We start from the raw sequence: 20349 nt of genomic DNA, 5'->3' as shown, positions 1-20349 counted from the left end.
AATGTGTATCAGGTTGGGGGATCGGGTGGAGGTACCATCCCTACGTGGTGATATCAATGAGCAAATCAACGAATGGCCGAACGGCCCCTAAATCGATGCGTCACAAGCAAATACTCGATGTAGCGGCTGAGAACCCCGAGGCATCCATCGCAGAGCTTGCGGCCGAAGTACCGAGTGCGACAGCGGAACTGGTCGAGCGAGTTCTTGAGGAACACGGCGACCCGGCTGAGGCCGACGAGACGGAAACGGCCGACCAGTCACAGAGTGAACCGTCAGCCGAGTCGCAGTCGTACCCCGCCCCTGCGGACCTCTCATCGACAGAACGTGAGACGATCCGAGCAATCCAGAAACACCCCACCGCATCCCAGCGAGACCTCGCGGAGAAGCTCGGCGTCACCGCTTCGACGGTGAGCAACCGCGTCAACGGAATCGACGGGTTCGACTGGGCGAACCGAGAAGCGTTCGCAAACGCTGTGTTCAGCGACGGAGAAGCCGAACCAGCGACGATATCGGACGATTCAGCAACCCAGGCACCCGATACCCAATCGCCGGAGTCAACAGACAACCCCGACGGAGCCAACAGTCAAGCGTCAGGCCCTGATACTGCGTCCGACGACGGCGACCGCTCGCCAACGGAAGTCGAGACAGCGGCCGGCGAAGTGAACACCACGCTGACTACGTTCCAGTCGACTGTCGAGGACCTCTCCGAGCAACTGGCCGAACTCGAAGGCCAGGTCGAAACCGTCACCGACGGCGGCGGCTCGCCACAGCCGTTTCAGGACCCCGAACTCGTCCACAAGGTCGTCCACGCGTGTATGGACTCCGACAAGATATCCGAGGAGGAAGAGCTCCGGATTCTGGATTCGCTGCTCTAGTTGTACTCACGCCATCGGTGGCCACACTCTTGGCACTTGAAAAAGCGCGTCGGCGGTTCGTCGGCTGACCCGGTCTGTTTGATCGTGTACCACGCTTTCCCGTGTCCGCATTCCTCACAGGTCACGTCGTCAGCCGTCGGCTTGCCCTCGAAGTTCGAACCCTCCTCGGTCTCTATCAGTTCGTCGCCGCTCTGTTCGTCCGTGCTGACGAACTCGGCCGCGCGGTCCTCGTCTTTCGCGACCCGCGCGCCACAGGACTGACAGACCATCTCGTCACCGTCGGCGTGCATCATCGAACCACAGTCGTCGCAGAACTGCATACACGCCCGTCGGACACCGAGGCAAAAAGCCGTTACTGCTCGTCCTCGATCTCGTGTTGCTCGGCGACGACCGGACAGTCCAGTAGCCGGACCGTCTCCATGTCGAGGAACTCCATGATCTCGGTCCCCTCGTTCGTGCAGTGCGCGTTCGGCGGTGCGGAGAAGTGTTCACACTGCTCGCAGTAGCGGTGTTTCGATACCTCCGCGTAGCGGCTCTCGGGTGTAGTCTTGTCATCGCCGTCCCCGGCGATTTCCGCCCACACCTTGTCCGCGTCGATGTGATCGACGTCGACCCGCTCGAACGCGCTCTCGCCGCTCCCGAAGGGGTCCTCGCCGCGCTCGTCCATTCCCGAGAAGGGGTCGTCCGGGTCGGGTGATGACCCCGAAAGGTGACTGTCCGATTCAGGTGCCGAATCTGAACGGAACTCTTCCGTGTCGACAGCCGAGAGCAGGTCGTCAGCATCGGTTGCATCGGGTTCCGCCTCGGACGCACCGTCGGCCGGTTCGTCGCTCGATTCGCTGCCCGGCCAACCGTCGTCGGGTGGCTGGCGTGCGTCTGCCGAGCCGTCCGCGTCGTCAGGCCCCGCACCGAGGCGCTCGAACGGGTCGCCCTCGCGGTCGTCATCCGGGTCGAGCTCTTCGAAGGGGTCTCGCTCGTCGTCACTCATTGGTCTCTCCCGGTTCAAGCTGTGCTGCGGCCACTAGCCGCGCCTTCGAGCGGATAATGCCGCCCTCGGGCCGGACGTCCGACACCGTCGTGTTGCAGTGTGGACACTGGGGTTCGGTCAACAGTCCGATCTCGACCTGCTCGTCACAGTTCGAACAGCGTGCCGTCGAGATGTTCTCCTGGGCCGCGGCGCGTTTCAGCCGGTCGACCGCTTTCTGATTCTGGTCCCGGCCGCCCTGGTCGTCGCGGAGGTCGCTGACGACCCAGGCGACGCGGGTGAGTTTGTCTTCGACATCGTCGAGTCGGCTGTCGATGTCAGCGACTCGCTCGTTCTCTGTTTCGAGCGACTCGGTCACGTCGCCCCGAAGCGCGGCGAGTTCCGCCTCGATATCTTCGATCTCTTGTGTGAGTGCATCGATGCGGTCGAACTCTTCGTGGCCGTGGTCGGCCGGCGCTTTCGCGTCGGCCTCCCGTTTGACCTGCACGACGCGCTCGCGGACGTCTTCGATCTTCGTCTGAAAGTCCGCTTCGAGCGCGTCGAACCGCTCTGCGAGTTGGCGTTCCACCGTGTCGACGATATCGGGGAGCTGGGAACTGACAGCGCTCTCGGTCGCTGCTTCGACTGAGCCGTTCAGCTTCTCGTCCACGGTCGCGGCGACGACGGCATCCAACTCGTCCGCCGATGGCTGAATGAGGTCGTCCATCCCATCGTCCGAGTCGGCCGCTGTCATATATGCGGCCAGCAGTTGCTCCATGACGGCGTCGCGAGGCACGCCGAGCGTCTCGGCCTGCTCGGTCAGCCACTCGTCTAGATCTGCAGATAGCTCGACGTACACTCCTCCGTCATCAGTCGACTCGGAGGACATTACGACACCCTTGACGAACAAGACTGATAAGGGTTTGTCGCCGATTTCAGATACCGAGAGCGGGAGCGAACCGTCAGCACGCGGCTCGTTGTCTTTTTCCGACAGTTACGGGCATCTCTGCTGCCGACTATCGCTACCGAATCTTGCGCACGTCGCTGATATCGAAGCCGGCATCGCCCAGTTCGGTCTCGAACTGCACGATGTCCTCGTCCTCTATCTGCGAGAGAACGCCGCGGAACTGCTGGACGACGAGGGTCCGGGCCCGGGTGGAACCGCCGGACTCCCACGCGAACTCCATCGTGCCGTGGGATGCGTCGACGAGCTGCCCGTGTCGGGTCGACGATATCGTCTCCGGATTGACGTGCAAGAGGATAAGGCCCCCCCACTGGTGGGCTGCCTTCTGGATTCCCTGGACGAGCGAGCTGACGTCCGACCAGCTGACTTCCTCGTCCGTCGCGCTAACGAGGTCAGACAGCGAGTCGATGACGACGAGATTGTTCGCCGCCACGTCGTTCAATACCATCCCGAGCGTGCCGAGCAGGTCATCCCGCTCGTGGCGCGCCCGGAGGTCGGTGATTGACGCGGTCTCCCTGGCGTACCACTCTCGCGGCACCGGACTGATGTGGAAGTACCGCTCCGAGAGGTCGTGAAACTCGACCGCCTGGCTTCCCTTGTCGACCACGTCGTCGTCCATCGCCAGCCGCATCTCGCTGACCAGTTGCGACTCGCTTGTTGTAAAGGAGATGTAGTGGACTTCGTCCGGGGCAACAGCGTCGGCCGAGCGGTCGCCGTAGTAGAGGTCGTGCAACTCCCCGTCCACCTGTTCGAGCCCGTTGATGAGTGCGCTCGTATGCATGAACTCCCGGGAGCCAGCGCCGGCCTCGCCGGACAGCAGGACGACGCTCCCGGCGGGCGCTCCACCGTTGATGATGGAGTCGAGCTGCCGGATTCCGAACGGGATTCGCTCCATACGTCCACCTACCTACGCGGTCGCTTAAACGCTTGGCCTGTCTCACTGTCGTGGTCGGGAGAGCGACAGCGAGCCCGGAGGTTACCGCCAGACGGCCCGACCGAGCCGCGTCTCCGAGAGGTCGAAGTCGAAGCGGTCCGTCCACAGCAGGCCGGCCCCCAGCAGCGCGGCCAGGCCGACAGGCACCCAGTTCGCATAAAAGAGGTTGATACCGCCCCACAGCAGGACGAAGCTCACCAGGTCGTCGAGCATGAACGGGCAATCCCGGAGTCGCTGTCGGAGCCCCGCACGGTCGAACCCGAGGTCGAACAGCAGGACGGCGACCGATCCAGAGAGGAGCCAGCCGGTGTAGTTCTGCCACGGGACGCCGTAGAACTGGGGCATCTCGTAGGTCCAGAAACCGATTGCCACGGCACCCGGATCGAGCACGAGGTCGACGAGCATGACCGTCGCCAGCGTCGCCAGCAGCCGAACCGCGGTTGACGCCGCCCTGTTGCCGAGCAACAGCAGGACGAGCAGGTAGGCGTTCAGGACCAGCGGGAAGAAGAAGACCGGGAGCCCGAACGGCACCTCGCCCAGCAGCATCGGGCCAAGGTCGACGCCGTACGTGAACTCGCCGTAGGGCCAGCCGGTCCGGACACCGACGAGTTCGATGCCGTAGGAGTAGAGCGTCAGCGCGACCAGCGCCAGCCCGGCCCGGCGGTCCACGAGCGGAAAGACACCGGCCACGAGAGGCAACCGCATCACGAACGTTCCGAACAGGACGAAGTAGGGGTTGAACGCGAGCGGGTCGGGCAACAGTCCCTCGGCGCTGGCAAGCAGGGTGACAGCGCCGACGAGCGGGAAAACGACGGCGATGGTAAAGCGGTTCTCGGTGACGAACTGGTCGAACTGCGCGGTCGCGTCGGTCCTTGTCTCGGGGAGCGTCCAGCCCGCTATGGTCCGGTCCTCGCCGCTACCCATACAGCATCACCCACAGCGCGATGAGTGTGAACACCATGCCGACGACGGTGTTGATCGCAGGATACCACCAGTACGCCTCGTCGATGTCGACGCCGATGCCGAGAATCCCGAAGACGAGGCCGGGGTAGACGAGCAGTAGCAGGCCGAATACCCAGTGCGTGTAGGTGAATACGAACGCGGCCGTGAGCCAGCACATCACGCAGTAGTAGTAGGTGTTTGACTCCCCGAGGAACGTCGCCGTCGTCTGGATACCGGCCTCGCGGTCGGGTTCGATGTCCGGAATCGCCGAGAAGGTGTGCATCCCCATCGCCCAGAGCCACGCGCCGGCGACGGCGGTCGCTGGCGGGGCCGCTCCTTCGATAGCGGCGTAGCCGATGACGCCGGGCAGGATGTAGAGCCCGTTCGAGATGGAATCAAGGAACGGCGTCGTCTTGAACCGCAACGGCGGGGCCGAGTACTCCACCGAGAGCGCGACCCAGGCGAGCAGGGCCACGACCCCGAGCATCGGCAGCCCGAGGACGAACACCAACGCGAGCGCGCCGCTTGCGACGACGATGGCTGTGACGGCGCTGTCACCGCGGTAGCTGACCTCTCGGCCCTCGTCTTTCTTGGGATTGTGCTCGTCGATGTCGGCATCGAAGATGTCGTTGACCCCGTAGAGAAACACGTTTCCGGGAATGGTGAAGTACAGAAACAGCGCGATAGCCAGCGGCGAGAACAGTTCGCCCGGGCCGTCGGCCGCGTAGCTGACGCCGACGATGACCGGGCCGCCGAGGTACAGCCAGAACCGCGGCCGGGAGAGCCGCAACAGGTACCCCACCAGCGTCTCCTCCGGCGGAATGACGGCGGTGATGCGGTCGGTCGGGAGTTCGGGCATTACTCAGGCGATATCCTCGATGAGCGCCTCTGCGGTGTGTTCGCCGCTGATGAGACACATCGGCACGCCGATGCCGGGCGTCGTGAACGACCCCGTGAAGTAGAGGCCGTCGACGGCCGACGAGCGGTTGTTGGGTCGCAGCAGGGCGGTCTGGCGGAGTGTGTGTGCCAGCCCGAGAGCTGTGCCCTCCGTGGCGTTGTACCGCTCGCCGAAGTCGGAGACGGCGAACTGCTTCTCGTAGACGATGCGGTCGCGCAGGTCGACGCCGGTGTTGTCAGCGATGTCGGCAAGCACCTTCTCGCGGTACTCCTCGCGGATCTCGTCGCCGTCGTGCAGGCCCGGCGCGATTGGGACCAGAACGAACAGGTTCGAGTGCCCGTCTGGGGCGACGGTGTCGTCGGTTTTCGAGGGCACACAGAGGTAGTACGCCGGGTCATCGGGCCACGCGGGCTCGTCGAAGATGTCGTCGAAGTGGGGGTCCCAGTCCGTCGGCAGGACGAGCGTGTGGTGCTTCAGGGGCTCCACGTCGCCCTCGACACCCATGTACATGAGGAAGGCGGACGGTGCGTACGTTTTGTCGTCCCAGTAATCGTCGTCGTACTGGCGCTCGTGGTCGGGCAGGAGTTCCCGCTCGGCGTGAGCGTAGTCGGCGTTGACGACCACTTCGTCGGGATGGGTCGTGTCGCCGTGGACTGTCTCCACGAGGAATCCATCCTTCCGCCGGGAAATCTCGTCGACTTCGGCGTCGGTCTCGTAGGTGACGCCGAGTTCCTCGCCGAGTTCGACGAGGCCGTCGACGACCGCGCCGACGCCGCCGTCGGGGTAGTAGACGCCGAGGTTGAAATCGACGTGGCTCATCATGTTGTACAGCGCTGGCGTCGTCCGGGGCGAACCGCCGAGGAAGACGAGCGTGTACTGCATTATTTGCTGGAGCTTCGGGTGCTCGAAGTAGTCCTCGACGTGGCTCTGCATCGTGCCGATGAGCTGGAGGCCGACCGGCGCGGCAGTCATCACATCGAGGTCAATCCAGTCGCGCAGCTCCGAGCGGTCCTCGTAGACGAACTTGTTCATCGCCGTCTCGTAGTGACGTTCGCTCGTCGCGAGGTAGTCTTCGAACGCCTCGCCCGCGCCGGGTTCGTACTCCTCGAACTTCCGGGCCATCTCGACGTTGTCGCCGGTCACGTCGATCCGGTCGCCGTCCTTGAAGAAGATGCGGTAGTGCGGGTCGAGCCGCTGGAGGTCGTAGTAATCGCGTGGCTCTTTCCCGAAGTACGCGAAGAACCGCTCGAACACGTCGGGCATCAGATACCACGACGGACCCATGTCGAACCGGAACCCGTCCACCTCCAGCCGGGAGGCGCGGCCCCCGAGTTGCTCGTTTTTCTCCAGTAGCGAGACGTCCGCGCCTGCGTCCGCCAGATAGCACGCGGCGGAGAGGCCACCGATGCCGCCACCGACGACAGTTACGTCTTCACCGGACAAGTCACTCATTACTAGTATTGAGGGGCTGGACCGTCAATAAATGAGCGGCCAAACTGCATCGGTATGCCATTCGTGGCCATATGTCGGGCCGCCGAGCGGCTCAGTGGGAGACGTATATGGGGATGGGGGCCAGACTGACACGTATGGAACCTGACCTCGCAGCACTGGACGCATATCTCGATGACGCCGGCGTCGACGGCTACCTCCTCGATGCGGATTCCGAGGTGTCAGACCAGTACTACCTCTCTGGCTTCGACGCGCCGGACCCGTTCATCACGCTGTACGACGGCGACACACATCTCCTCTTCCCGCGGAGTCTGGAGTTCGGTCGCGCCAAGCGTGAATCGCGAGCCGAGACCGTCGAACGGTACGTGGACTTCGACCACCAGAAGAAGGTCGAGGAGTACGGTCCCGACGAGGCAGTCTCGCACGTCCTCGCGGATTTCCTCGCGGCCTACGATGTGGACAGCGTGGCCGTACCCCCGCGGTTCCCGCTCCGGACTGCGGACGGCCTGCGCGAACGTGGTGTCGACGTGACGGCCGACACCGACGGCATCGTCACGGAGATCCGCGCGACGAAGACCGAGACCGAAGTCGACTACGTCCGGACGGCACAGCGGGCCAACGAGGCGGCGATGCAGGCGGCCGAATCGCTGCTTGAGGCGTCAGAGATTGCCGAGGACGACACGCTCGAAATTGACGGCGAGACGCTGACGAGCGAGCGGGTGAAAGAGGAGATCGAGGTGACGCTGCTCCGGCACGGCTGTTCACTGGACGAGACTATCGTCGCCTGCGGGGCGGACGCTGCGGACCCTCACGACTCTGGGAGCGGGCCGCTCGTCGCCCACGAGCCGGTTATCATCGACATCTTCCCGAAGGACAAGGCGACGAAGTACCACGCCGACATGACGCGGACGTTCGTCAAAGGCGAGCCAAGCGAGACGGTGCGGGAGTGGTACGACCTCACCGAGCGGGCGATGGAAGCGGCGTTCGATGCGCTGGAACCCGGTGCGACCGGCAAAGACGTACACGACGCTGTCTGTGACGTGTACGAGGACGCCGGCGAGCCGACGTTGCGTGACGACGACCGAACGGAGACAGGGTTCATCCACAGCACGGGCCACGGCGTCGGGCTGGACGTCCACGAGCTTCCACGGCTGGCACCGAATGGCGGCGAACTCGAACCGGGACACATCGTCACTATCGAGCCCGGCCTCTATGACCCCGATGTCGGCGGGGTCAGAATCGAAGATATCGCCGTCGTCACTGCCGATGGCTACGAGAACCTGACTGAGTACGAGATTCAGTTCGTCGTCTGAGCCGGTCGTTTCAGCGCCGTTCCATCTGGCCGCCACAGGACAGACAGGCCACGTTAGCGTCTCCAGTCTGGGAAGCAGTTTTATCCTGGCCTCCGTTGGTGACTGCGTTATCTTCTATCAAGATGTTCGTTACCATGATACATTATATTCCGCGGCTCCATCATGAACATTTATTATGGATGGGGCAAAAGGTGGTGATACTCAATGCTTGTATCCGATGTACGCCCCTCACGCGACCCTCACACTGCACTGCCCACAAACCACAGACGCCGGCCGACACGACCCCCAGGATGACAACACGAATCACGACCCCCCGAAACGACGACTCGTACCCGACAACCACGCTGCCCTTCGACGACGCGGAGAGCAAGTCCCGCCGCGCGCCGAAGATGTTCTCGCCGACCAATCACGCCACGATGGGCCAGTTCGACACTGAGGCCACGGACCCGCGGTAAGCTGGGACACAACGCATATCCCGCCGGCACGCTTCCGTGCCGATATGTCCGATTACACCACAGTATCGATTCCGAAGGACCTCGCGGAGCGCGTCGAAGAGACAATCGAAGGGACGAGTTTCTCCAGCACCTCTGACCTCGTTCGGTTCCTGCTCCGGAGTATCGTCGTCCAGCACCAGCGGGAAGGCGAACTGACCGAAGCGCAGTTCCAGGATATCACCGACCAGTTGCGGGACCTGGGCTACTTGGAGTAACCGCTCCGGAGACGGAACGCTACTGCGGATACTTTTCCGGAGGCTCGACGTCGAGAACCGTGACCTCCTGTTCCTGCCCGGATCTGTCGAAGGCTCCGAAGGCGTCGATATCCCACGGCGGGATGCCGACGAAGATCACCTCGTGCAGGTCGTCGGTCTTGCTGACGCCCATGTACCCGTCGGGGTGGGAAACGAATCGGCCCTGTGTCTGGCCGGCCGGCGTTCCAAGGTCGACGCCGAACACCGCCTTCACCGAGGCCCCGGCTGAGGGGAGATAGAAGTCAGTGAACACCGGTGCCTCGTCCGGTAAGTCAGCATCCGGGAGTTCTCCGGCCGGCGTGACGGCCAGCGAAATCGTCACGTCGTCAGGTTCGGCCTCGCTGGCGAGCCGTAACAGCGTCTCGACGAGTCCGCGTGTGACGTAGACCACGCCACACCTTCGCACGGGCCGGGTAAAACAGCGTCGCTTCCGTCGGTTTAGCCGAGCACGAGCGACTTGAGGTTCTTCGCGTACAGGCCCGGCGTCCGGCCTCGCGACCCGCGGAGCGCGTACGCGATGTCCTCGGCGGCACCTTCCATCACACCCTCTCCGTGACCGACCAGGACCCGCTCGGGGTCCAGCCGGGAGAGTTTCTTCGGGGGAACAGGCGCAACATTGGGTGGACACCGAGTCGCTCGTCACCGGCGAGGAAGTAGTCCGCCGCCCCGACTGCCTCGGGGACGACCAGCGTATCGTCCTCGTCGCCATACAGCGCGGCCTCTTGCCAGAACGTGTTCTTGATAATCTTGTGGACGCCGTAGTCCGTGCCCGGCAGTTGTCGGTGCATGCGTTCGACCGGCGCGTCGATGTCTTCCTCGACACCCGACATCCACTCGGGGATGTACACCGACACGTCGTGTCGGTTCGCAACGGCGGCGCTGTCGCGTTTGTGCCGGTCTAACAGGATGACGACGCCGGCCACGTCGCCGAACTCGGCGAACAGGTCGTCGATACCGTCGACGTCTATCGGGTCGACGACGAACACGCCGGCATCCGTCTTGAGGACGTGACTCGCCCGGACCATCATTTCGTCGGGATACGGAATGTAGCTCACGCCGCGCTCCCAGCGGTTCGTCTCCAGCCACGCCGCCGTTTCGTCCTGCGTGTTGGTTGGCATACGCCTCAGTACGGGCCTGACGTGAATAAATGGTCGAGAACGGGAAACTCGCGTGCTGGGGTTGTTTCGCCTCCGAAACGTCGTCCACAGCGGCTTTGTCGGTGGCGACCGAAGTGCCGATATGCTCTCCTCGCCCGCCTGGCTCACACTGGAGGTGAAGTATCCGGACCGTGCAACGGCGTTCTACGAGGCCTTTCTGGAACTCGACGTACTCTCAGAGAGCCCAGACGAGGCCGTGCTCGCGGCCGGCGACACCGAACTCAGGCTCCGCGCGCCGGGGACGGTTCCGCGCGGCGGGCTCCACACCCACTACGCACTGACCATTCCCGAGCGGGAGTACGACGACTGGTACGGCCGGCTGGACGAGCGCTTCGACCTGGTCGAACACACCTTCGGGGACGCGCGCTCGCTGTACTTCTACGACCCACAGGGCAACTGCGTGGAACTCGGCGAGCGGGCGGTCGACGGCGATGGCGTCACCGGCCTGTTCGAACTCGTCCTCGAAGTCGAGGACCTGTCCTCGGCCGTGGCGTTCTACACCTCGCTGGGGTTCGACATGGTCGACGACGGCCGCGACGAAGGCCGCGTTCGGCTCTCGACCGGCGACCTCGACCTGGAACTGTGGTCACCGCGGCTCGGCATCGCTGACGCCCGCGGCGGCGTTCACGTCGACTTCGGTGTCGTCGCCGAAGACCCGAAATCGACGGCCAGGGAAGTCGCTGACGACGCGCTTTCGGTCACCTCGGTCGAGGACGGCGTCCGAATCAGGGACCGGGACGGCCACTACCTGACGCTGGTGTCGGCGTAGACAACCGCCGGTGTCGGCGTAGCGGGCCAGTGGTACCGGGGGTGAATCCGCCGGAAGCGAATATAATGACTACCCCCGTATTAGTAGCTGTATAGACACCTCATAGGCAGGTTCTTTTCGTGTCGGCGGCCACGTTTCACCCGAGGATGTCCCCGACTGACTCCCGGGCCGAACAGGAAGCCCCTGCGAAGGCGACGCTGTTCTGTCCGGACTGTGGGCACCGGAGCAGGTACGACGGCGACTGGATGGTGGTCGAGCACCACGGCGGCACGCACTACCGCTGTCCGGACTGCCACGCCCAGATCACGACCCGACCGAGCCACACTGACAGGGGTTCGCCCCGGTTCTTCGACACCTACTGGCAAGCGTGGGACCGGGGTATCCGCGTGTGGCATGGACTGCTGCAGCGATTTCTCCCTCCGTGAGCGGCCTGGCCAGATATTGCGGCGTCAGGAAAACCGTTCCTCCCGCTATTTCCCATAGAACCGTATCGCCCAGAATAGGGCTGTCCAGAGGCCACAGCGCGTTCTGCGGCTCAATCCAGCCGCTCGGAGTCGATACTGACGCCCGGCGGCGTCACAACCAGAAAGCCGCGGAAGTGCATCAGTTCGCCGCCGGCCTCCCGGACCGGCCGGGCGAACCCGGCGGCGAGTTCGTTCAGGTCGCCTTCGACGTTGAGAACCAGGACCGACCCGTTTTCGATGGTGTTGATCCACTGCTCGGGCGGTTCCGACCCGTCGAGGACGCCCAGCACGACGCGGTTGCTGCCGGCCCCGTCACGGTCCTCGTCCATCTGGTCCTCCACGGCCTGCAGGTCCAGCCCCTCGAAATCGCTCATAGCCACATCCATGCGCGGACGGAGCAAAAATCCTCCCCAAACCGTCTGACGCGCGGCAGTCGCACCGGCGGCGGTCGTGACCGTGTGTCGTGTGCACATATCACCGCCCTATGGACAAGTATAAATAGTGGAAGCATCCAGTTACGGGTGCTTATGTCCAACAACGAGGGCACGTCGGAATCTCCGGCGGATCGAGTTCTTCCAGGGCACACTGGATTCCACGTCTGAGATAACAGACGCACGGATTTTCGACACCACGCTGCGCGATGGTGAGCAGTCACCACGCACGTCGTTCAACTACGAGGACAAACGCGAGATAGCTGCGCTGCTCGACGAGATGGGCACCCACGTCATCGAAGCCGGGTTCCCCGTCAACTCCGACGCGGAGTTCGAGGCAGTACGCGACATCGCCGAGTCCACGCGAGTGACGACCTGCGGACTGGCGCGTGTGGTCGAGAAAGACATCGAGGCGGCTCTGGATTCCGGTGTGGACATGGTCCACACCTTCGTCTCGACGTCGGACGTACAGTTGCAAGATTCCATGCACGCGACCCGTCAGGAGGCACTCGACACTGCCGTCGACTGTGTCGAGATGATCAAAGATGCGGGCGTCGAATGCATGTTCTCGCCGATGGACGCGACTCGGACTGACGAGGACTTCCTCGTCGAAGTCATCGAGGCCACGTCCGCGGCGGGGGCGGACTGGATCAACATTCCGGACACGTGTGGGGTCGCCACGCCGCGGCGGTTCTACGACCTCATCGAAATCGTCGACGACTGCACCGATGCCTACATCGACGTGCACACGCACGACGACTTCGGACTGGCGTCGGCCAACGCCATCTCCGGCTTTGAGGCCGGAGCCAGCCAGGCGCAGGTGTCGGTCAACGGGATCGGCGAACGTGCCGGCAACGCGGCCTACGAAGAGGTCGTGATGGCGCTGGAGTCGCTGTACGATGTCGACACCGGAATCGACACCACCCGCATCACAGAGCTGTCGCGGATCGTCGAGGAGAAGTCTGACATCGGGGTGCCGGCGAACAAGCCCGTCGTCGGGCGCAACGCCTTCTCCCACGAGAGCGGTATCCACGCCGCCGGTGTCATCGAGAACTCCGACACGTTCGAGCCGGGCGTCATGACCCCCGAGATGGTCGGGGCCACGCGCGAACTCGTGCTCGGCAAGCACACCGGGGCCCACTCGGTCCGGGAACGGCTCGTCGACGCGGGCTACGACCCGACCGAGGCGGAGGTCAGAGAAGTGACCCGCCGCGTCAAGGAGTACGGCGCGGAGGAACAGGTCACCATGTCGGTGCTCGAACGGTTCGCCGAGGAGATCGGCGTGACCGAGGAAAGCGAGGAGGTCCGGGCGTAGGCCGATGACCTCGCTTCCGGCCGTCACCACGAGTGAGCAGCTACCGGTGAGTATCCGGTTCCGAGCGGCTGTCCGCCAACAGCTATCACAGAACGTTTATTATTCGGGACGAACTGCATTTGGATGTGATGACCGCGGCTGCTGGGCGTCAGGTTCGACCACCCGCCAGCACCGCGACCGCTATTCTCGGCGTGCGTATTGTAGGGGCACTATAGCCCCTCATTTCACATTTTCACCCCCGGCCGAATCGATTCGCCTGAACACCACAGAGTCACCAGTCATGCACGCAGCATACACATCACCGCGGTATCGACCCCGAACACGAACAGACGGAGGGATGACACGATGAGCGAACGTGCATCCGTCCCCAAGGAAGCGGAAGAAACGGAGTCAGAAACAGAACAGGAGCCGGTCACGACGGGCGCGCAATCGGTCATCCGTGCGCTTGAAAACGCCGGGACAGACTACGTCTTCGGCGTCCAGGGCGGCGCGATCATGCCCGTCTACGACGCGCTGTACGACTCCGACATCAACCACGTCACGATGGCCCACGAACAGGGGGCCTCACACGCGGCGGACGCGTACGGAATCGTCACCGGCGACCCCGGCGTCTGTTTCGCCACCTCCGGCCCCGGTGCGACGAACCTCGTGACCGGCATCGCCGACGCCAACATGGACTCGGACCCCGTCATCGCACTAACCGGCCAGGTCCCGACGGAGTTCGTCGGCAACGACGCCTTCCAGGAGACGGACACGGTCGGCATCACCCAGCCGATCACGAAGGAGAGCTACTTCGCCGCCGACTCCGACACCGTCGGCGACGACGTCAGCGAAGCGTTCGCGCTCGCTGACGCCGGCCGGCAGGGGCCGACGCTGGTCGACCTCCCGAAGGACGTGACCCAGGGCGAAACCGAGGTCGAACCCGGCAGGCCGGAGACGCCGGAGACCTACGAGGTGCCCGAGGAAGCCGACGACGAGGACGTCCAGGAGGCCGTCGAGGCGCTGGCCGAGGCCGACCGTCCGGTCATCCTCTCGGGCGGCGGCGTCATCAAGGCGAACGCGTCGAGCGCGCTCCGGGAGTTCGCCAAGGAGTACGAGATCCCGGTTATCACGACGATGCCCGGCATCGGGAGCTTCCCCGAGGACCACGAACTCTCGCTTGAGTGGGCCGGGATGCACGGCACCGGCTACGCCAACATGGCGATTAGCAACACCGACTGCATGCTGGCCATCGGGACGCGCTTCGACGACCGCCTGACCGGCGGCGTCGACTCCTTCGCCCCCGACGCGGAGGTCATCCACGTCGACATCGACCCGGCCGAAATCAGCAAGAACGTCTACGCTGACTACCCACTCATCGGAGACGCCCGGAACGTGCTCCGGCAGCTGTTCGACGCGATGCCGCGTGCGCCGGACGCCGACGAGTGGCGCGACCAGTGCCAGACCTGGAAAGATGAGTACCCGATGGACTACGACACGCCCGACGACGAGCCGCTGAAGCCACAGTACGTCGTCGAGCAGTTCTCGGAGATGACGCCGGACGACACTATTGTCTGTACCGGCGTCGGCCAGCACCAGATGTGGGCCTCCCAGTTCTGGGAGTACACCGAGCCCCGGACGTGGGTGTCGTCCCACGGTCTCGGGACGATGGGGTACGGCGTGCCAGCCGCCATCGGTGCCAAACTCGCCGCGCCGGACCAGGAGGTCGTCTGCTTCGACGGCGACGGCTCGTTCCTGATGACCGTTCAGGGCCTATCGGTCGCCGTTCGGGAGCAACTCGATATCACCTACGTCGTCCTGAACAACGAGGCGGTCGGGATGGTCCGCCAGTGGCAGGACGGCTTCTACGAGGGCCGCCGGATGGCCTCGGAGTACCCGTGGATCCCGCAGTTCGACAAGCTCGCCGAGGCCTTCGGCGCGCGCGGGTTCACGCTCGAATCCTACGAGAACGTCGAGGAAACGATACAGGAAGCACGCGACTACGACGGCCCGAGCGTCATCGACGCCCACATCGACCCCGGGGAGAACGTCTTCCCGATGGTCCCCAGCGGCGGTGACAACGGCCTGTTCGCGCTCAACGAAGACCAGCTGGACATGATCTAACAATGACTGGAGGAATGCCAGGCCCCGCGCCGGACGAACGGATGCGCCCGAAGGGCCGACGCAACACGCAGGGAATCCGCGTCGATCCCGAGGCCGAAGTGACCCACGAACCGCGCCAGGCGGTGCTGTCCGCGCTGGTCAAGCACCGACCGGGCGTGCTGTCGGAAGTGTCAGCGCTGTTCAGCCGACGGCAGTTCAACATCGAAAGCCTGACCGTCGGGCCAACGGTCGACGACGACACAGCCCGGATGACGATTCTCATCGAGGAACCGGAACCGGGAATCGACCAGGCGAAAAAGCAACTGCGGAAGCTCGTGCCCGTCGTCTCGGTCAGGGAACTCGAAGGCGAGGCCGTCCGTCGGGAGCTCGCACTGGTGAAAGTCAGCGGCGAGAAGCCAGACGACGTCAACGCCGTTGCCGACATGTACGACGGCCAGGCCGTCGACGCGTCGACCGACTCGGTCACCGTCGAGATCACGGGCAGCAAGCAGAAGATCGACGCCGCCATCGAGGCGTTCAAGCAGTTCGATGTGCAGGAGATCGTGCGAACCGGGGCCGCCGCACTGGAACGCGGCCCGAAAACACTAGAGAAAGATGTCTGACGAACTTACCACAACAGTCTACTACGACGAGGACGCTGACGTATCGACTATCGACAATGAGACCGTAGCCGTGCTGGGCTACGGCTCACAGGGCCATGCCCACGCGCTGAACCTCCACGAGTCCGGCGTCGACGTAATTGTCGGCCTCCGCGAGGACTCGTCGTCTTGGGCGGACGCCGAGGACGCGGGTCTCCGCGTCGAGACGCCCGACGTGGCCGCCGGCGAGGCGGACCGCGTCGTGATGCTCGTCCCGGACACGATTCAGCCGGCCGTCTACGAGGCCATCGAGGACGAACTGGACGCCGGAGACACGCTCCAGTTCGCACACGGCTTCAACATCCACTACGGCCAGATCGAACCGCCGGAGGATGTCGACGTGACGATGGTCGCGCCGAAGTCGCCCGGCCACCTCGTGCGCCGGACCTACGAGCGCGGCGAGGGGACGCCCGGTCTCATCGCGGTCTATCAGGACGCGACCGGCAACGCCAAGCAAGAGTCGCTGGCCTACGCGAAGGGCATCGGCTGTACCCGCGCTGGCGTCATCGAGACCTCCTTCCAGGAAGAGGTCGAGACGGACCTCTTCGGCGAGCAGGCTGTCCTCTGTGGCGGCGTCACCGAGATGGTCAAGGCCGGCTTCGAGACGCTGGTCGACGCCGGCTACGCGCCGGAGATGGCCTACTTCGAGTGTCTGAACGAGCTGAAGCTCATTGTCGACCTCATGTACGAGGGCGGCCACATGGGCATGTGGAACTCCGTCTCCGATACCGCCGAGTACGGCGGTCTCACCCGCGGTGAAGAGGTCATCGACCGCGAAGGGATGGAGAAAATCCTCGAAGAGATCCAGAACGGCGAGTTCGCTCGCGAGTGGATCAACGAGAACCAGGCCAACCGGCCCGCCTACAAGCAGTACCGCGACGCAGAACAGAACCACCAGATCGAAGCCGTCGGCGAGAACCTGCGCGACCTGTTCGCGTGGGGAGAGGACGCCGACGCAGAGAAGACAGAAGCCCCAGCAGATGACTAAGGAACACACGGATACGATGGACGGCGAACAGAGCGAATCGCGTACGACGATGGGCAGCATCGAGCACACCCACCCCGAGACGAACGGGACCTTCGGCGCGGTGTTTCGCCGCGGCCCGGTCGTGGCCGCCGACGGCGGCGAACGCGACGCGGAGGAGGAGACTGACGAGACGATGGAAGACATCGACCACGAAGCACCCGACGAGGGTGTCACCCGGGCGTACGAGCGCGGAACGGAAGGACGGGACGAGACAGTATGAGCCAGGGAACGCTGTACGACAAGGTATGGGACCAGCACAAGGTCACGACCCTGCCGAACGGCCAGGACCAGCTGTTCGTCGGCCTGCACCTCATCCACGAGGTCACCAGCCCGCAGGCCTTCGGGATGCTCAAAGAGCGCGGGCTTGAGGTCGCGCGCCCGGACCTGACTCACGCGACGGTCGACCACATCGTGCCGACCGCCAATCAGGACCGGCCCTACAGCGACGACGCGGCCGAGACGATGATGGCCGAACTCGAAGAGAACGTCCGGGACGCCGGTATCCAGTTCTCTGACCCAACGACGGGCGACCAGGGTATCGTCCACGTCATCGGCCCGGAGCAGGGTATCACCCAGCCCGGCAAGACCATCGTCTGTGGCGACAGCCACACCTCCACCCACGGGGCCTTCGGCGCGCTCGCGTTCGGTATCGGGACCAGCCAGATTCGGGACGTGCTGGCGACCCAGACCATCGCGATGGAGAAACAGAAGGTCCGCAAGATCGAGGTCACCGGCGAACTCGACGAGGGCGTCGAGGCCAAGGACATCATCCTCGAGATCATCCGTCGGCTCGGGACCGAGGGCGGCGTCGGCTACGTCTACGAGTACGCCGGCGAGACCATCGAGAACCTCGACATGGAAGGCCGGATGTCCATCTGTAACATGTCCATCGAGGGCGGCGCTCGCGCGGGCTACGTCAACCCCGACGAGACCACCTACGAGTGGCTCGAAGGCACGGACTACTTCCAGGAGCACCCCGAGAAGTTCGAGGAACTCAAGCCGTACTGGGAGTCTATCCGCTCGGACGACGACGCCGAATACGACGACGTCGTCGAGATCGACGCGAGCGAACTGGACCCCGTCGTCACATGGGGAACCACGCCCGGTCAGGGCATCGGTATCGACGATCCGATCCCGGAACCCGAGTCGCTGGCCGACGACAAGGTCGACACCGCCCGTCGCGCTCAGGAACACATGCGCGTCGAGCCCGGCGAGACGATGGAGGGCTACGACATCGACGTTGCCTTCCTTGGCTCCTGTACCAACGCTCGGCTGCCTGACCTGCGACGGGCGGCCCGCATCGTCAAGGGCCGCGAGGTCGCCGACGACGTGCGAGCGTTCGTCGTCCCCGGCAGCCAGCGCGTCCAGCGCGCCGCCGAGGAAGAAGGCCTGAAGGACATCTTCGAGGAAGCCGGCTTCGAGTGGCGAAACGCCGGCTGTTCGATGTGTCTGGGCATGAACGAGGACCAACTGGAGGGCGACGAGGCCTGTGCCTCCTCCTCCAACCGGAACTTCGTCGGCCGACAGGGCAGCAAGGACGGCCGGACCGTCCTGATGAACCCACGGATGGTGGCCGCTGCGGCCATCACCGGCGAAGTGTCTGACGTGCGCGACCTAGAGGAGGTGGCTCTGGCATGAGCGACCCCACTGAAGACATCCCGTCGGTCGACTACGTCGAGGGGTCTGGCATCCCGATTCGCGGGAACGACATCGACACGGACCAGATCATCCCGGCGCGGTTCATGAAGGTCGTCACCTTCGACGGGCTGGGCGAGTTCGCCTTCTTCGACCTGCGGTTCGACGACGAGGACAACGAGAAGGACCACCCGTTCAACGAGGAGCGGTTCCAGGACTCGAACGTGATGGTCGTCAACAACAACTTCGGCTGTGGCTCCTCGCGCGAACACGCGCCCCAGGCCCTGATGCGCTGGGGCATCGACGCGATCATCGGTGAGGGCTTCGCCGAGATTTTCGCCGGGAACTGTCTGGCGCTTGGCATCCCGACGGTCACTGCCGACCACGAGACGATCAACGCGCTCCAGCAATGGGTTGATGACAACCCCGACGGCAAGATCGAAGTCGACGTGCGGGCGGAGACAGTCACCTACGGCGACAACGAGATCAACGTCAGCGTCGACCGCGCCCAGCGCGAAGCCCTCGTCGAGGGCAACTGGGACACGACGGCGCTGATGAAGGCCAACCGGAACGCTATCGAGGAGACGGCCTCGCAGTTGCCGTACCTCGACCGGACGCGGTCAGATATCGAAGCGGACGACTAGCGAGGTCACTTGCGACCTCGAACGCGCGAACGGCAGCGCCGTGAGCGCAGCGCGATCATTTTCCGTTCACGGCCAGGTCGGTAATCCGACGGTCGTGCCACAGGAGAGGTCTGTCCCGGAGATGGCAAGACCAATAGCTGTGCGGGGCGCGTTCTTCCTGCATGGACCAGATTCGGGAGATACACATCGCGCCGCTGGGGCACGAACGCGACCGGATCGCCGAACCGATTCACCAGCACAACGCTGACGACGTGTACCTCCTCACAGCGACGACGGAGCCGTCACGGCTGACGCCGTACCAGCAGGCACTCGTCGAAGAACTGGACGCCAACGGTGTCAGCGTCGACCTGCACTGCGCGGATCTACACGACCTCTACGACGTGCTGGCGGTCGTGACGACGCTGACCGCCGACCATCCGGAAGATATCGTGCGCGTCAACGTCTCCAGCGGGCCGAAAGTAGCGGCCATCGGAAGCGCCATCGCGTGTATGGCGACGGCGGCGACGGCCTACTACGTCCATCCCGAGGAACACGTCCCGCCGATTTCAGCGGAGCCACTCACTCGTGGCATGGAGCGCGCGGAGGTCCTCCCGTCGTACCCCATCGAAGCCATCTCCCGCGATCAGGTCGCAGTACTGGACTATCTCAAGCGGACGAACACGAACACCTACACCGCCAAGAAATCAGACCTCATCGGGTTCGCCGAGGACGCCGGGCTTTCGTTCATCGACGACGCGGACCCGGCAAACGAGAAGGCGAAATTCGCGTTGCTGAACGCCAACATCGTCGACCCACTGGTCGAGGACGGCTACATCGAAGTCAACGATGTCGGCCGGACGAAACAGGTGGAACTGACCGAGACTGGCGAGAACGTCCTCCACGCCTTCCGACACAAACTCTGAGCTAAGCCACCCTCTGCCGTGACCGGCGCTTGGTATCGTTGTTTCGACAGTAGTGGTCCCTGCTGGACCGATAGTATCGATAGTATACTTTGTATCTGTAGTATCTACGGTATCAGTAGTTTCCATAGTGTTGTGGTAGTAAATACATATTAACCACCACAATACTCGGGTGCGCAC

The 20349-nt window shown here is 63.9% G+C and carries 23 protein-coding genes and 1 pseudogene; 14 read left to right on the top strand and 10 right to left on the bottom strand.

All coding sequences use genetic code 11. From position 1 onward, the window contains the following. The first annotated feature begins 95 nt into the window (after positions 1-95). Positions 96-875, top strand: a complete 780-nt coding sequence (locus Har1131_RS12465) for a winged helix-turn-helix domain-containing protein (protein WP_008310006.1) — start codon at positions 96-98, stop codon at positions 873-875. Here the strand turns inward: Har1131_RS12465 and Har1131_RS12460 are convergent. The 7 genes from Har1131_RS12460 to crtD form a co-directional block, all read right to left on the bottom strand. Further along, entirely contained in the window at positions 872-1195 is a 324-nt protein-coding gene (locus tag Har1131_RS12460; protein ID WP_151146672.1) for a transcription factor S, read from the bottom strand. The two genes, Har1131_RS12465 and Har1131_RS12460, sit on opposite strands and share 4 nt — an antisense overlap. 32 nt (positions 1196-1227) lie before the next feature. Beyond that, on the bottom strand, positions 1228-1863 hold the full coding sequence (locus Har1131_RS12455) for a hypothetical protein (RefSeq protein ID WP_064288446.1): 636 nt from the start codon (positions 1861-1863) through the stop codon (positions 1228-1230). Continuing rightward, positions 1856-2728 (bottom strand): hypothetical protein, encoded by an 873-nt coding sequence (locus tag Har1131_RS12450; RefSeq protein WP_129754984.1) that lies wholly within the window; start codon positions 2726-2728, stop codon positions 1856-1858. Before Har1131_RS12450 ends, Har1131_RS12455 begins: the two co-directional genes overlap by 8 nt. Positions 2729-2861: 133 nt before the next feature. Beyond that, positions 2862-3698 (bottom strand): HTR-like protein, encoded by an 837-nt coding sequence (locus tag Har1131_RS12445; RefSeq protein WP_014039960.1) that lies wholly within the window; start codon positions 3696-3698, stop codon positions 2862-2864. Between the two features lie 81 nt (positions 3699-3779). Further along, on the bottom strand, positions 3780-4661 hold the full coding sequence (gene cruF / locus Har1131_RS12440; RefSeq protein WP_014039961.1) for a bisanhydrobacterioruberin hydratase: 882 nt from the start codon (positions 4659-4661) through the stop codon (positions 3780-3782). Next, a complete protein-coding gene (locus Har1131_RS12435) occupies positions 4654-5538 on the bottom strand; it encodes a prenyltransferase (RefSeq protein ID WP_014039962.1) in 885 nt (294 codons plus the stop codon). Before Har1131_RS12435 ends, cruF begins: the two co-directional genes overlap by 8 nt. A gap of 3 nt (positions 5539-5541) precedes the next feature. Continuing rightward, a complete protein-coding gene (crtD, locus tag Har1131_RS12430) occupies positions 5542-7029 on the bottom strand; it encodes a carotenoid 3,4-desaturase (RefSeq protein ID WP_151103166.1) in 1488 nt (495 codons plus the stop codon). A gap of 134 nt (positions 7030-7163) precedes the next feature. Between crtD and Har1131_RS12425 the strand changes: the two genes are divergently transcribed. The 3 genes from Har1131_RS12425 (at position 7164) to Har1131_RS12420 (ending at position 9048) form a co-directional block, all read left to right on the top strand. Further along, positions 7164-8339 (top strand): Xaa-Pro peptidase family protein, encoded by a 1176-nt coding sequence (locus Har1131_RS12425; protein WP_151103168.1) that lies wholly within the window; start codon positions 7164-7166, stop codon positions 8337-8339. Between the two features lie 290 nt (positions 8340-8629). Beyond that, complete coding sequence (locus tag Har1131_RS21795) at positions 8630-8794, top strand: hypothetical protein (protein ID WP_008309989.1); 165 nt, start codon at positions 8630-8632, stop codon at positions 8792-8794. Between the two features lie 44 nt (positions 8795-8838). Continuing rightward, the gene (locus Har1131_RS12420) at positions 8839-9048 is read left to right on the top strand and encodes a ribbon-helix-helix domain-containing protein (protein WP_008309988.1); all 210 of its coding nucleotides are present in this window, start codon (positions 8839-8841) and stop codon (positions 9046-9048) included. A 19-nt stretch (positions 9049-9067) separates the two neighbouring features. Here Har1131_RS12420 and Har1131_RS12415 read toward each other — a convergent pair whose 3' ends face one another. Beyond that, the gene (locus Har1131_RS12415; protein WP_151103170.1) at positions 9068-9478 is read right to left on the bottom strand and encodes a hypothetical protein; all 411 of its coding nucleotides are present in this window, start codon (positions 9476-9478) and stop codon (positions 9068-9070) included. 47 nt (positions 9479-9525) lie between these two features. Then, positions 9526-10205, bottom strand: a pseudogene (locus tag Har1131_RS12410) (hypothetical protein). Between the two features lie 121 nt (positions 10206-10326). Between Har1131_RS12410 and Har1131_RS12405 the strand changes: the two are divergent. Both Har1131_RS12405 and Har1131_RS12400 read left to right on the top strand, forming a co-directional pair. Next, on the top strand, positions 10327-11013 hold the full coding sequence (locus tag Har1131_RS12405; RefSeq protein WP_044952185.1) for a VOC family protein: 687 nt from the start codon (positions 10327-10329) through the stop codon (positions 11011-11013). Between the two features lie 146 nt (positions 11014-11159). Further along, a complete protein-coding gene (locus Har1131_RS12400; protein WP_014039968.1) occupies positions 11160-11438 on the top strand; it encodes a hypothetical protein in 279 nt (92 codons plus the stop codon). A gap of 110 nt (positions 11439-11548) precedes the next feature. Here Har1131_RS12400 and Har1131_RS12395 read toward each other — a convergent pair whose 3' ends face one another. Beyond that, on the bottom strand, positions 11549-11851 hold the full coding sequence (locus Har1131_RS12395) for a DUF5779 family protein (protein WP_044951757.1): 303 nt from the start codon (positions 11849-11851) through the stop codon (positions 11549-11551). Positions 11852-11978: 127 nt separating this feature from the next. Here Har1131_RS12395 and Har1131_RS12390 point away from each other — a divergent pair, with 127 nt between their 5' ends. The 8 genes from Har1131_RS12390 (at position 11979) to Har1131_RS12355 (ending at position 20172) form a co-directional block, all read left to right on the top strand. Continuing rightward, positions 11979-13223, top strand: a complete 1245-nt coding sequence (locus tag Har1131_RS12390; RefSeq protein WP_014039970.1) for a LeuA family protein — start codon at positions 11979-11981, stop codon at positions 13221-13223. A gap of 345 nt (positions 13224-13568) precedes the next feature. Then, complete coding sequence (gene ilvB / locus Har1131_RS12385; RefSeq protein ID WP_151146669.1) at positions 13569-15326, top strand: biosynthetic-type acetolactate synthase large subunit; 1758 nt, start codon at positions 13569-13571, stop codon at positions 15324-15326. 14 nt (positions 15327-15340) lie between these two features. Next, a complete protein-coding gene (ilvN, locus tag Har1131_RS12380) occupies positions 15341-15928 on the top strand; it encodes an acetolactate synthase small subunit (RefSeq protein WP_005535182.1) in 588 nt (195 codons plus the stop codon). Then, positions 15921-16952, top strand: coding sequence for a ketol-acid reductoisomerase (gene ilvC, locus Har1131_RS12375; RefSeq protein WP_050037790.1), 1032 nt, complete (start codon positions 15921-15923; stop codon positions 16950-16952). The genes ilvN and ilvC overlap by 8 nt, the downstream gene beginning before the upstream one ends. Then, positions 16945-17211, top strand: a complete 267-nt coding sequence (locus Har1131_RS12370; protein ID WP_023843192.1) for a hypothetical protein — start codon at positions 16945-16947, stop codon at positions 17209-17211. Before ilvC ends, Har1131_RS12370 begins: the two co-directional genes overlap by 8 nt. Then, the gene (leuC, locus tag Har1131_RS12365; protein ID WP_014039974.1) at positions 17208-18629 is read left to right on the top strand and encodes a 3-isopropylmalate dehydratase large subunit; all 1422 of its coding nucleotides are present in this window, start codon (positions 17208-17210) and stop codon (positions 18627-18629) included. Before Har1131_RS12370 ends, leuC begins: the two co-directional genes overlap by 4 nt. Then, complete coding sequence (leuD, locus tag Har1131_RS12360) at positions 18626-19270, top strand: 3-isopropylmalate dehydratase small subunit (RefSeq protein ID WP_151146666.1); 645 nt, start codon at positions 18626-18628, stop codon at positions 19268-19270. The genes leuC and leuD overlap by 4 nt, the downstream gene beginning before the upstream one ends. Before the next feature lie 161 nt (positions 19271-19431). Next, on the top strand, positions 19432-20172 hold the full coding sequence (locus Har1131_RS12355; RefSeq protein ID WP_050037792.1) for a DUF6293 family protein: 741 nt from the start codon (positions 19432-19434) through the stop codon (positions 20170-20172). The last annotated feature ends 177 nt before the right edge of the window (positions 20173-20349 follow it).

The sequence above is a fragment of the Haloarcula sp. CBA1131 genome (genome assembly GCF_008728975.1).
Taxonomy (GTDB): domain Archaea; phylum Halobacteriota; class Halobacteria; order Halobacteriales; family Haloarculaceae; genus Haloarcula; species Haloarcula hispanica.
This window is presented reverse-complemented; position numbering and strand designations above follow the sequence as displayed.

Bases quoted from the DNA above. Each gene is read 5' to 3' on its own strand.
- Har1131_RS12465 (WP_008310006.1), top strand. From the start codon at position 96: ATGCGTCACAAGCAAATACTCGATGTAGCGGCTGAGAACCCCGAGGCA.
- Har1131_RS12460 (WP_151146672.1), bottom strand. From the start codon at position 1,195: ATGCAGTTCTGCGACGACTGTGGTTCGATGATGCACGCCGACGGTGAC.
- Har1131_RS12455 (WP_064288446.1), bottom strand. From the start codon at position 1,863: ATGAGTGACGACGAGCGAGACCCCTTCGAAGAGCTCGACCCGGATGAC.
- Har1131_RS12450 (WP_129754984.1), bottom strand. From the start codon at position 2,728: ATGTCCTCCGAGTCGACTGATGACGGAGGAGTGTACGTCGAGCTATCT.
- Har1131_RS12445 (WP_014039960.1), bottom strand. From the start codon at position 3,698: ATGGAGCGAATCCCGTTCGGAATCCGGCAGCTCGACTCCATCATCAAC.
- cruF (WP_014039961.1), bottom strand. From the start codon at position 4,661: ATGGGTAGCGGCGAGGACCGGACCATAGCGGGCTGGACGCTCCCCGAG.
- Har1131_RS12435 (WP_014039962.1), bottom strand. From the start codon at position 5,538: ATGCCCGAACTCCCGACCGACCGCATCACCGCCGTCATTCCGCCGGAG.
- crtD (WP_151103166.1), bottom strand. From the start codon at position 7,029: ATGAGTGACTTGTCCGGTGAAGACGTAACTGTCGTCGGTGGCGGCATC.
- Har1131_RS12425 (WP_151103168.1), top strand. From the start codon at position 7,164: ATGGAACCTGACCTCGCAGCACTGGACGCATATCTCGATGACGCCGGC.
- Har1131_RS21795 (WP_008309989.1), top strand. From the start codon at position 8,630: ATGACAACACGAATCACGACCCCCCGAAACGACGACTCGTACCCGACA.
- Har1131_RS12420 (WP_008309988.1), top strand. From the start codon at position 8,839: ATGTCCGATTACACCACAGTATCGATTCCGAAGGACCTCGCGGAGCGC.
- Har1131_RS12405 (WP_044952185.1), top strand. From the start codon at position 10,327: ATGCTCTCCTCGCCCGCCTGGCTCACACTGGAGGTGAAGTATCCGGAC.
- Har1131_RS12400 (WP_014039968.1), top strand. From the start codon at position 11,160: ATGTCCCCGACTGACTCCCGGGCCGAACAGGAAGCCCCTGCGAAGGCG.
- Har1131_RS12395 (WP_044951757.1), bottom strand. From the start codon at position 11,851: ATGAGCGATTTCGAGGGGCTGGACCTGCAGGCCGTGGAGGACCAGATG.
- ilvB (WP_151146669.1), top strand. From the start codon at position 13,569: ATGAGCGAACGTGCATCCGTCCCCAAGGAAGCGGAAGAAACGGAGTCA.
- ilvN (WP_005535182.1), top strand. From the start codon at position 15,341: ATGCCAGGCCCCGCGCCGGACGAACGGATGCGCCCGAAGGGCCGACGC.
- ilvC (WP_050037790.1), top strand. From the start codon at position 15,921: ATGTCTGACGAACTTACCACAACAGTCTACTACGACGAGGACGCTGAC.
- Har1131_RS12370 (WP_023843192.1), top strand. From the start codon at position 16,945: ATGACTAAGGAACACACGGATACGATGGACGGCGAACAGAGCGAATCG.
- leuC (WP_014039974.1), top strand. From the start codon at position 17,208: ATGAGCCAGGGAACGCTGTACGACAAGGTATGGGACCAGCACAAGGTC.
- leuD (WP_151146666.1), top strand. From the start codon at position 18,626: ATGAGCGACCCCACTGAAGACATCCCGTCGGTCGACTACGTCGAGGGG.
- Har1131_RS12355 (WP_050037792.1), top strand. From the start codon at position 19,432: ATGGACCAGATTCGGGAGATACACATCGCGCCGCTGGGGCACGAACGC.